We start from the raw sequence: 10,474 nt of genomic DNA, 5'->3' as shown, positions 1-10,474 counted from the left end.
TATCGACAGCACAGGCAAGAAAATGACGCTTTGCCAACTCTATGCCAAACAGAACTTACAGAGGGCAAATGTGAAGAAAAGCACACAAAAACAACGGGAACAACTCATGCGGTTATTGAAAGAGGACAAATTAGGTGCTAGGAGCATTGATACAATCAAGCCCTCTGACGCTAAAGAATGGGCGTTACGCATGAAAGACAAGGGCTTTTCCTATAACACCATTAACAACCATAAACGCTCGTTAAAAGCGTCATTCTATATCGCCATACAAGACGATTGTGTAAGGAAGAACCCTTTTGATTTTAAGTTAAGTGAAGTCCTAGAAAATGATACCAAAGAGAAAGTCGCATTGACAGAGGAACAGGAACAAGCCTTACTCTCATTTATCAAGACAGACAATGTGTATCACAAGCATTATGATGATGTGCTGATACTGTTAAAGACTGGACTTCGTATCTCGGAACTGTGCGGACTGACAGTAGCTGATATTGATTTCAAGAATGAAGTTGTAATTATCGACCACCAGTTACTAAAGAGCAAGGAACAGGGCTATTATATTGAAACGCCTAAGACGAAAAGCGGAATAAGACAAGTGCCATTAAGTAGAGAAACAATACAGGCATTTCAACGGGTTATGAAGAAACGCCCAAAGGCAGAACCATTTGTGATAGACGGACAGAGCAATTTCTTATTTGTCAATCATAAAGGCAAGCCCAAAGTTGCGATTGATTACAACGCCTTATTTGTCCGTATGGTAAAGAAATATAACAAGCACCACAAGGACAATCCCTTGCCACATATCACACCGCATACGCTACGCCATACATTCTGCACAAGACTGGCAAGCAAGAACATGAACCCAAAAGATTTACAGTATATCATGGGACATTCAAACATTAGTATCACAATGAACTGGTACGCTCATGCGTCCATAGATACCGCAAAATCAGAGGTTCAGCGTCTAATCGCATAGAAGTATTTACCACGATTTTAACCACGCTTGATAGCGAAAATATAAGAAGATAGACCTAGATATGTGAGGTTTACCACAAAAGCAAAATGCCCGTAGAGCCTATAAAATAAGGCTTTGCGGACATTTAAGGAGATATAAAAAGATAGTCAAAAAGACATATATAATTTTTAATAATCCATACCACATGCATATGCCTTTTCAATCAGCGCATGGTCATTGACAACTGCATCATAGAAGCGGAATCCACCGGAGAAGTTGTATGTTTCATATCCATTTCCTTCCAGAATACGACTGGCAATATAACTTCGCAGCCCACTCTGGCATATCAGGTAAACAGGCTTTCCCTTCTCAATTTCATTGATACGTTCCCTTAGTTCATCTACAGGAATGTTTTTGAATCCATCCATATGCCCCCTGTTAAATTCACCTACAGTTCTCACATCCAGCAACACAACACTTTTATCTCTAGAAATCTTATCCATATCTTCCAGATGCCATTGTTTTAAGGTACCTTTTGCTATATTGTCTATCATGAATCCTGCCATATTTACAGGATCTTTGGCAGAGGAATAAGGCGGTGCATATGCGAGATCCAAATCCTTCAGCTGGGTTGCCTTCAGCCCTGCATGGATTGCTGTTGCCAGCACATCAATACGTTTATCAACTCCTTCATATCCAATAATCTGAGCACCAAGCAAACGATAGGTCTCTTTTTCAAAAACCACCTTCATGGTCATCACTTTTCCACCAGGATAGTAACCGGCATGACTCATAGGAGAAAGAATTACTGTATCTACCTCTAATCCTGACTTTTTGGCATTGGTTTCATTGATACCTGTAGTGGCTGCTGTCATATCAAACAATTTTATAACTGAGCTTCCCTGACTGCCCAGGTAACGACTATCACCGCCACAAATATTATCAGCGATGATTCTGCCCTGTTTATTGGCTGGTCCTGCCAAAGAAATCAGCGCATCATTACCCGTAACATAATGTTTTACCTGAACTGCATCACCTGCAGCATAAATATCCGGTACAGAGGTTTCCATTCTGTCATTCACTATAATACTTTCCTTGATGCCAAGTTCCAGACCGGCTTCTTTTGCTAATACTGTGTCTGGTGTGACTCCGATTGCCAGAACTACCATATCAGCCTGAAGGGATGGATTATCTTTCAACAGGACCTCCACTCCGTTGTCTTTTTCTTTAAATCCTTCTACTGTATAGCCCAGTACCAGTTTTATCCCATGCTTTCTCATTTCATTATGGATCATGGATGCCATATCCGGGTCAAAAGGGTTCATCAGCTGCTTAGGCCGCTGGACAATCGTAACATCCATGCCAAGCTCCCTCAAATTTTCTGCCAGTTCCAGACCAATAAAACCGCCACCTGCCAATACAGCCGATTTTGGATGATTCTTATTTATATATTCCTTTATCCGAAAAGTGTCTTCTACAGTACGAAGTGTAAAAAGTTTATCAATACCTACTCCGGGAAGTCTCGGCTGTGTTGGCTTTGCACCTGGAGAGAGGATCAGCTTATCATATTTTTCTTCAAATATCTCACCATTCTCTAAATTTTTCACTGAAACCGTTTTACGTTCCGGATGTATGGAGATAACTTCATGATGAATTTTCATGTTAATACGGAAGCGTTTAAAAAAACTCTCTGGTGTCTGTAGTGTAAGTTCTTCCGGGTCTGTGATCACGTCTCCAATATAATATGGAAGTCCACAATTTGCATAGGATATGTATCCGGATCTTTCAAACACAGTAATTTCAGCATGTTCATTCAGTCTGCGTATTCTTGCTGCGGCTGTAGCTCCTCCGGCTACACCTCCTACAATTATTACCTTCATCTTATTTTTCCACCTTTCCTGAGTAAGCTGCAATGCCACCGATATTATTTACTTTAGAATATCCCATTCGTTGCAGTATCCCAGTTGCCTGGCGGCTTCGTGAACCGGAATAACAGTATACAAACAGTGGGATATCCTTATTCTTCGCTACAGAAGCAATATTGTCAAGTTGCTGCAACGGCACATTTTTACTTTCTGGTATATGTCCTTCCTGATATTCCTGCGGTGTACGTACATCCAGCAGAACTGCATCATCAGTCCTTTTATATTCTTCTATGCCTTGATTAATATTCGACTGTTTAAAGAGATCAAAAAATCCCATTAGCACACCTCCCTAAAGCATTTCTAAAATCGCATTCTTAGGTCTCGCCCCTGAAACCTGCTGTACAATCTTCCCATTCTTCATAACCACTAAAGTCGGAATGCTCATAATACTGAACTTATTTGCCAGTTCAGGCTCTTCATCTACATTAATCTTTCCAACTTTAATATCTCTACGCTCACTTGCAATCTCCTCTACAATAGGTACTACCATGCGGCAAGGCGCACACCAAGATGCCCAAAAATCTAAAAGAACGGGTTTATCGGAATTCAGTACTTCGTTCTGAAAATTATTTTTATTGATATTAATAGCAGACATTTTACAGTCCTCCTTATCTTTTTGTAGATTTATTATAGTCTTAATTTCATTTATTTTCCGTGATTACATCACCATACCTCATTAACTTAACTTCTTGCCATACCATCTACACTTAATATAACACCTGTAATGTAACTCGCCTCATCTGAAGCAAGAAACACAAACGCATTGGCAATATCTTCTGGCTGTCCAAGACGACGCAATGGAATTCTTTCAATCATAGGTTCGATAACTTCCTTTGGCACGGCCTTCATCATATCAGTTTCTGTAATCCCAGGTGCAACAGCATTAACACGAATACCTTTAGGTCCTAGTTCTCTTGCTAATGATATAGTCAATCCGTTTACTGCAAACTTCGATGCCGGATAAGCAACCCCACTTGGCTGTCCCGAAATACTCACCATGGAAGAAGTTGAGAGAATGACCCCCTTGCCTCTTGCCACCATACATTCTGCTGCTACACGAGTAGTATTAAATACTCCTTTTACATTTAGATCCATGACTTTATCAAAAGTCTCCTCTGTATAATCCATAAATGAGGTGTTTTCTGAAATCCCTGCATTATTTACCAGTATGTCGACACATCCATATTTTTCAGTTGCCTCTTTAAAAGCCTTTCTGACAGACTCCATGCTTGCCAGATTTGGACTAATTCCAGCAACTATTGCATTGGGATATTTTTCTTTTAATTTATCTACAGCAACATCTGCCGATTCCTGTGAACTTGCTGCCAACACAACTGAAGCACCTTCCTTCAAGAATTTATCAGCTGTAGCAAATCCTATACCACGGCTTCCACCCGTAATGATTGCAACTTTATCTTTTAATCTCATTTAGACTACCTCCTTACTTTGTTTGTAGTTACATTATAAGCAAAAGGTAAATCATTTTCTGTGATATCATCACAAACTATCGCAATAAAAAACCCTGTTGCTCACGCACCAGGGTTTTGGTTTATCCATCCGTATTTAACACAAGATTAGGCTTCTATTCAACTTCTGAAAACTGATCTTTTCCAACATTACATAATGGGCATTCAAAATCTTCCGGAACATCCTCCCACTTTGTTCCTGGTGCAATACCACCTTCAGGATAACCTTCCTCTTCATCATATTCCCATCCGCAAACGTCACATACATATTTCATTAGTTTGTTCCTCCTTATAAATATATTAATACACAGCATATATTACTGTTGTATTTGTGTTGTTCTGTAACCTTAATATGTATAAATGCTTTTAGCATTTCCATAATCCATGCAGGTTACAATATGCATATACTTCTTCTACCTGTTCACCATCGCAGAGGCAAAAATCCGCTACCGGCTCCTGACCTGGATTTAACTGTTTTCTGTATATTCCCTGGTTTGTATTTAATGTAATCCACTCAATGAAATGTTCTTCAAGCATTGGATGTTTTGTCTCTCCGACCACGACATGAACATGACTGCCTTCTACCGTATATACAGGTACATGCTTCTCAACAGCAGCATCTGTCACTCCGGCTTTTAATTCCTGCATAGGTTCTCCGCAACAAATTACAGGTACACCCTTATCCTTTACCTTTTCAACAATGTTTCCACAATGCTTACAAATACAGTACCTTACTTCCATGACTTTTTCTCCTTCCATGTGTAAAATTTATAATTCAATTGTCTCAATAATCTTTTTCAATGAATCTGCAGATTCCTTAAGCTTTAACGCTTCCTCGCCACTTAAATTAATAGGTATATCCGACTCAATACCATCTGCACCTACAATAGCTGGCATACTTAACGATACTCCGTCAATATCATATACTCCATGAATCATGTGTGATACAGGAAGTATTGATTTTTCATCTCTCATAATCACTTCGCAGATTCTTTTTACAGACATTGCAATTCCATAATATGTAGCGTGCTTTTTGTTTATAATCTCATAAGCACTGTTCTTGACTGCTGTAGCTATTTCTGCCGTGTCTTCCTTGTGCTTGTAATGTCCACGCATTTCACACATTTCACTTAATGGAACACCAGATACATTGGCTGATGACCATGCTACAACTTCGCTGTCTCCATGCTCACCTACTATAAATGCATGAACACTCCTGCTGTCCACAGATAAATGCTCACCAAGCTTATATCTTAATCTGGCACTATCTAACACAGTACCCGATCCAATAACCCTGTTTTCTGGAAGTCCTGATAACTTTATGGCTACCTGAGTCAGGATATCTACCGGATTCGCAACTACAAGCATGATACCTGCAAAATCTCTCTTTGCTATTTCAGGAATGATTAACTTAAATATTGCTACATTTTTATTTACGAGATCAAGCCTTGTCTCTCCCGGTTTCTGTCCCGCTCCGGCAGATATGACAACAATTGCAGCATCAGCCACATCATCATAATCTCCGGCATATATTTTCATCGGACTCGCAAATGGAATACCATGACTGATATCCATCGCTTCTCCTTCTGCCTTGTTCTTATCTGCATCGATAAGGACAATCTCTGTAAACAAGCCACTCTGCATCAATGCAAATACCGATGCAGAACCAACAAAGCCACAGCCTATCATTACTGCTTTTTTTGAATTAATCACTTTCCTCTTCGTAATAATCTCATCTCCTTAATAATTCTCTTCATGTACTTCAAAATAGCTCTGTGGATGATTGCATACCGGGCATACCTCTGGAGCCTTTGTTCCGACTACAATATGTCCACAGTTACGGCATTCCCATACCTTCACTTCGCTCTTCTCAAACACCTGAGCAGTTTCAATGTTCTTAAGAAGTGCACGATATCTCTCCTCATGGTGCTTTTCAATTTCTCCTACTGCTCTAAATTTTGCTGCAAGCTCAGGGAAACCTTCTTCCTCTGCTGTTTTAGCAAAGCCATCATACATATCTGTCCACTCGTAGTTCTCTCCTTCTGCTGCAGCAGCTAAGTTTTCTTTTGTATCACCAATTCCTGCTAATTCCTTGAACCACATCTTAGCATGCTCTTTCTCATTATCTGCTGTTCTTAAAAATAATGCTGACATCTGCTCGTAGCCTTCCTTTTTCGCTACGGATGCAAAATAAGTATACTTATTTCTTGCCTGTGATTCTCCTGCAAATGCCTCCTGTAAATTTTTTTCTGTCTGTGTTCCTGTGTACTTGTTAGCAGCCATCTCTTTTACCTCCATTTTCTTTACTACTTTTTCAAAATCTCATACCATCATTTGCATAAATGCTTAATAGATTTGCCCATCCTTTATCTTTTTCTGGCATTTCGGACAAATACCTTTAAATAATATGTCATATCCTAAAAAGTCCGTTCCATGTGTATCATGAATTTTTTCTAGCAAGCCCAATATTTCATCCATATCCACATCTGAAATCTCACCGCAGTTTACACACCTCACATGGTAATGGTTCTTTAATGTAAGGTCGAACCGATTAGGTCCATCCGGAACTTCCACTTTTCTCAAATCACCTTCTTCTACCAATATGTCGAGATTTCTATATACAGTCCCTTTGCCGATTGTAGGACAGAATTCTTTTACAAATTCATATACTTCATTTGCCGTAACATGTCTTTTCATTTCACATACAGCGTTTCTTACAAGATCTTTTTGAATGGTATTTCTTCTACTTGTCATCAGCTCTCCTTATTAGAACTAGTTCTTAATAAGGATTATATACCACTATCATCCTGTCGTCAATAAAAATAGTAATAATTCTCATTATTATAAAAACTGTCAAACTGAACATCTTTTACCTGAATAACTATTTTATTTTGCGTTCAAATACATATTCGGAACCTGAAGATAAATCAGACCTAAACGAATATCCGAGTCTGTCAAATTCCTGAATCTCCACCGGATTTTCAATATTATTTTCCGCTATGAATCTGACCATTTCACCACGAGCCATCTTGGCATAGGTACCTTTTGTTACCAATTTATCTCCGGATAACTCACAAAATACAATCGTAATATATCTGTCCTGTGGTGTCAGATATTTTTCTATGCATTTAGAATATTCTTTTGATGCCAAATTGATTATAATCCTACTGTCATCAATCACTGAACGGTATAACAAGTTTCCCCAGTACTCATACAAATTTTTTGCATCTCCAATTCCGACCCTTGACTGCATTTCTAAACGATAAGGCGTTACTCCGTCCATCGGTTTCAGAACACCATAAAACGCAGACAAGATTCTTAAATGATTTTGCAAATACTCAAACTGCTGGATTTCAAACACAGATGGTGCCATATATTGAAATGCAATCCCTTCATATGCTAAAACAGCCGGAGTAAGCCTGTTATAAAGATCCATATTTTCCAATCTGTTAAAGTTCTGCTCTGCAATCTTGTCATTACATTTCCAGATAGCTTTCAGTTCTTCTTTTGATTTGCTTTTCATCCAGTTTAATACTTCTGCTGTCTTATCAATATAGACAGGCAGTTCAACCGGTGCTAAGTTATCGGTATCTACAATCATCTTTTTTGCAGGTGATAAAATAATCTTCATTATACCAATTCCTTAAGCATATTTTCAGGATCATCTGCAGCCTTGACTTTATCATTTGCCTTTATAATAATCCCCTGTTCATCAATAAGATATGTAGTTCTTACTACTCCCATAGAGACTTTGCCATAATTTTTCTTTTCTTTCCATACATCATATGCTTCAATAACTTCCCGCTCTGGATCTGCTAAAAGTGTAAATGCCAATCCATATTTTTCCTCAAATCTCTTATGAGAAGATACAGAATCCTTACTGACTCCGAGAATAACAGCTCCCTTCTCAGTAAACTGTGGATAACGCTCAGAAAAGCCACATGCCTGCTTCGTACATCCTGGTGTATTATCCTTTGGATAAAAATATAAGATCACTTTTTTTCCTGCATAATCCGATAATCTATGTGTTTTCCCATTTTGATCTGGCAACTCAAAATCAGGCGCTTTAATTCCTACTTCCAGCATTATTTATTCCTCCCTCTCTGTAACTTTCTCTTTTTTCGTCTTTTCTTTCCTATTCCCGGTAATCATTTTATGACCTGTATATATCACCATTACCATACATAACATGGAACTAAAAGCAAAGTATTTGTGACTTGATTTTAGCTTTTTATATCCAGTGTAAAAAGTCCCAATCATTGTGATCAAAGCTACTACTGACCAATATTTATGTGCTTTCATGTAATTTCTCCATTTTTCAGTGTATTCAATTCTAATTATACGCTACCACATTCCTATGTCAATTTGATAATAGAGCATTCCTATAAAATTTTTCTGCTCTTTGATCGGAAGTTTTTCAATCTTTTCTGTCAGCTCATTGGTAACACCTGTAACTGAATGTGCCACAACATCAATTAAAAGAGTATCTGCTGAAACATCTAATGCATTTGCAATTGCAACAAAGGTATCCAATTTTGTAACTTTCAAGCCTCTCTCTATTACACTCACATGCGTTGGACTTAAATTTACTAATGCAGCCAGTTCCTCTTGCGTGAGATTTTTTGCTTCTCGTGCTGATTTGATTCGCTGTCCTACTACTTTCAAATCCATCGTAACACCTCCTCCAGAACGAATAATCGTTCTGAATTTAGTATACTTGTGGATATCTTAAATATACAGAATCGCAAAACCAAGTTCTAATTCTATAGAACTATATTCAAAGTTTTTCTTTGCATTTTCGTAAAAAAGCGTTATGATTGAATCAGTTAAATCAAAGGAGGTATCAAATCATGAAATCACATAAATACTGGTCCTTAGGCGCACTTTTCTGTATGTTGGGATGCATTTATTCTGGAATCAAAAAATCTATGACTGCACATAAATACTTTGCCTATTCTTCATTGCTTTGTATGGGCATGTCCATTTATTCCGGTCACAAACTGGTTTCTCCAAAGAAGGAAAAAATCACTAAATCAAATAATAGTGAGAATAGTTAAATAAAAAATTGACCTTTATTCATCAAAGACAAAGTTGCTGGAGAATATTTTTTTCTCCAGCAACTTTCTTTATCTTTAAGCCATTGAAATACAATACTGTCCAATCAGCTTCATCCAACTATTATATTTATTCTTTTCACACACTTTTCGGCAAATTTCATTTTCCATCAATACACAGAACATCTTATCATAATCAAATGCAGCATTTTCTTTCCGCACAATAATATTTTTTCAAAGTAATCCTCTAATATAGTTGGCTCCTTTAAATGTTTCTCTCCCAATTCTGCATATCCAATGATTGCATTCATAGGGGTACGAATATCATGAGACATATTAAACAGAAATGTTGATTTTGCTTTATTAGCTGAATCGGCCAGTCTTGCAGCTTCCTGCAACAGTTTTTGCTGTTTCTGCTCATTTTCTTTTTGCTTCTTATATACAGAATATCCACAGGTACATAATATTAACAAAATACACGCTGTAATGCATCCCAGTACAATACTTAACTTATTCGTCTTCTCAACCATTCCATACGCTTTCTGCATATCCATTTCTATGCAGAAAGCACCTATCACTTCATTAGATTCATCATCCGCTGTCACAGGATAACAGGCTGTAAAAATAGGTCCCCATGTTGTATCAACAATATCCTGAGAATATACTGTTTTTCCAGAAAGTGCTTTTTCTATATAAGGAACCATCTCCTTTTCAATCGGATCACCTGGATGTCTGACGTCACCAGCCGATGGATCCAGTCCGTCTACAACGTAAATCAATCTACCGTCTTCATTTCTGTTTGCTGTGTAAATATATCTCGTAGAATTCAGCGTTCTGATTTCATTCATATATGTCGACATATTCTTGAATAGTTCTGTATTCTCATCAGCTTTACTTTTTATTTCATTAAAATCTTTTCGTCCCAGTCTGTCATTTACCAGCTTATGAACCGCATCTGCACTGGAAATATCTCGTTCAATTTCTGTTTTCAGAGCAGTTTGGGTATATGCTTGTTGTAAAATAAAAGTATATGCAACAACAGCCAAAATCACCATTGCCAGAAGGAATACCAACCGT

The 10,474-nt window shown here is 37.9% G+C and carries 16 protein-coding genes; 2 read left to right on the top strand and 14 right to left on the bottom strand.

The genetic code is table 11. From position 1 onward, the window contains the following. A partial coding sequence (locus tag LI164_RS07735; RefSeq protein WP_255642293.1) for a site-specific integrase occupies positions 1-973 on the top strand: 973 nt, incomplete at its 5' end. Positions 974-1,140: 167 nt separating this feature from the next. Here the strand turns inward: LI164_RS07735 and LI164_RS07730 are convergent. The 13 genes from LI164_RS07730 to LI164_RS07670 form a co-directional block, all read right to left on the bottom strand. Then, complete coding sequence (locus tag LI164_RS07730; protein WP_227079408.1) at positions 1,141-2,832, bottom strand: FAD-dependent oxidoreductase; 1,692 nt, start codon at positions 2,830-2,832, stop codon at positions 1,141-1,143. 1 nt (position 2,833) lies between these two features. Next, positions 2,834-3,154, bottom strand: coding sequence for a rhodanese-like domain-containing protein (locus tag LI164_RS07725; protein ID WP_005421613.1), 321 nt, complete (start codon positions 3,152-3,154; stop codon positions 2,834-2,836). A 12-nt stretch (positions 3,155-3,166) separates the two neighbouring features. Continuing rightward, positions 3,167-3,472 (bottom strand): thioredoxin, encoded by a 306-nt coding sequence (gene trxA, locus LI164_RS07720; protein ID WP_005421612.1) that lies wholly within the window; start codon positions 3,470-3,472, stop codon positions 3,167-3,169. Between the two features lie 86 nt (positions 3,473-3,558). Beyond that, on the bottom strand, positions 3,559-4,305 hold the full coding sequence (locus LI164_RS07715) for an SDR family NAD(P)-dependent oxidoreductase (RefSeq protein ID WP_227086966.1): 747 nt from the start codon (positions 4,303-4,305) through the stop codon (positions 3,559-3,561). A gap of 154 nt (positions 4,306-4,459) precedes the next feature. Beyond that, entirely contained in the window at positions 4,460-4,618 is a 159-nt protein-coding gene (locus tag LI164_RS07710) for a rubredoxin (RefSeq protein WP_005339874.1), read from the bottom strand. Positions 4,619-4,709: 91 nt separating this feature from the next. Next, entirely contained in the window at positions 4,710-5,084 is a 375-nt protein-coding gene (locus LI164_RS07705; RefSeq protein WP_040015226.1) for a desulfoferrodoxin family protein, read from the bottom strand. A 27-nt stretch (positions 5,085-5,111) separates the two neighbouring features. Then, a complete protein-coding gene (locus tag LI164_RS07700) occupies positions 5,112-6,056 on the bottom strand; it encodes an L-lactate dehydrogenase (RefSeq protein ID WP_118146154.1) in 945 nt (314 codons plus the stop codon). A gap of 27 nt (positions 6,057-6,083) precedes the next feature. Continuing rightward, a complete protein-coding gene (rbr, locus tag LI164_RS07695) occupies positions 6,084-6,626 on the bottom strand; it encodes a rubrerythrin (protein WP_147567402.1) in 543 nt (180 codons plus the stop codon). A gap of 63 nt (positions 6,627-6,689) precedes the next feature. Beyond that, positions 6,690-7,097: a Fur family transcriptional regulator gene (locus tag LI164_RS07690; protein ID WP_005330428.1), complete on the bottom strand. Its 408-nt coding sequence runs from the start codon at positions 7,095-7,097 to the stop codon at positions 6,690-6,692. A 127-nt stretch (positions 7,098-7,224) separates the two neighbouring features. Continuing rightward, positions 7,225-7,974 carry a peroxide stress protein YaaA gene (gene yaaA, locus LI164_RS07685; protein ID WP_117495571.1) on the bottom strand — a complete coding sequence of 250 codons (750 nt, stop codon included), beginning with the start codon at positions 7,972-7,974 and terminating at the stop codon, positions 7,225-7,227. After that, on the bottom strand, positions 7,974-8,429 hold the full coding sequence (gene bcp / locus LI164_RS07680) for a thioredoxin-dependent thiol peroxidase (protein ID WP_227086965.1): 456 nt from the start codon (positions 8,427-8,429) through the stop codon (positions 7,974-7,976). Before bcp ends, yaaA begins: the two co-directional genes overlap by 1 nt. 3 nt (positions 8,430-8,432) lie before the next feature. Then, entirely contained in the window at positions 8,433-8,645 is a 213-nt protein-coding gene (locus LI164_RS07675; protein WP_117495569.1) for a DUF6219 family protein, read from the bottom strand. Positions 8,646-8,687: 42 nt separating this feature from the next. Then, the gene (locus LI164_RS07670; RefSeq protein ID WP_117495568.1) at positions 8,688-9,014 is read right to left on the bottom strand and encodes a helix-turn-helix domain-containing protein; all 327 of its coding nucleotides are present in this window, start codon (positions 9,012-9,014) and stop codon (positions 8,688-8,690) included. A 179-nt stretch (positions 9,015-9,193) separates the two neighbouring features. On the opposite strand from LI164_RS07670, the gene LI164_RS07665 reads away from it, so the two are divergent. Continuing rightward, positions 9,194-9,400 (top strand): DUF6219 family protein, encoded by a 207-nt coding sequence (locus LI164_RS07665; RefSeq protein ID WP_117605920.1) that lies wholly within the window; start codon positions 9,194-9,196, stop codon positions 9,398-9,400. 167 nt (positions 9,401-9,567) lie between these two features. Here the strand turns inward: LI164_RS07665 and LI164_RS16315 are convergent, their stop codons facing one another. After that, positions 9,568-9,708, bottom strand: coding sequence for a hypothetical protein (locus tag LI164_RS16315; RefSeq protein WP_242995266.1), 141 nt, complete (start codon positions 9,706-9,708; stop codon positions 9,568-9,570). Positions 9,709-10,474: the final 766 nt, after the last annotated feature.

The sequence above is a fragment of the Dorea sp. 210702-DFI.3.125 genome (genome assembly GCF_020560945.1).
Classification (GTDB): domain Bacteria; phylum Bacillota; class Clostridia; order Lachnospirales; family Lachnospiraceae; genus Dorea; species Dorea formicigenerans.
The sequence above is the reverse complement of the archived record's forward strand: the minus strand, read 5'-3'. Positions and strand labels throughout refer to the sequence as shown.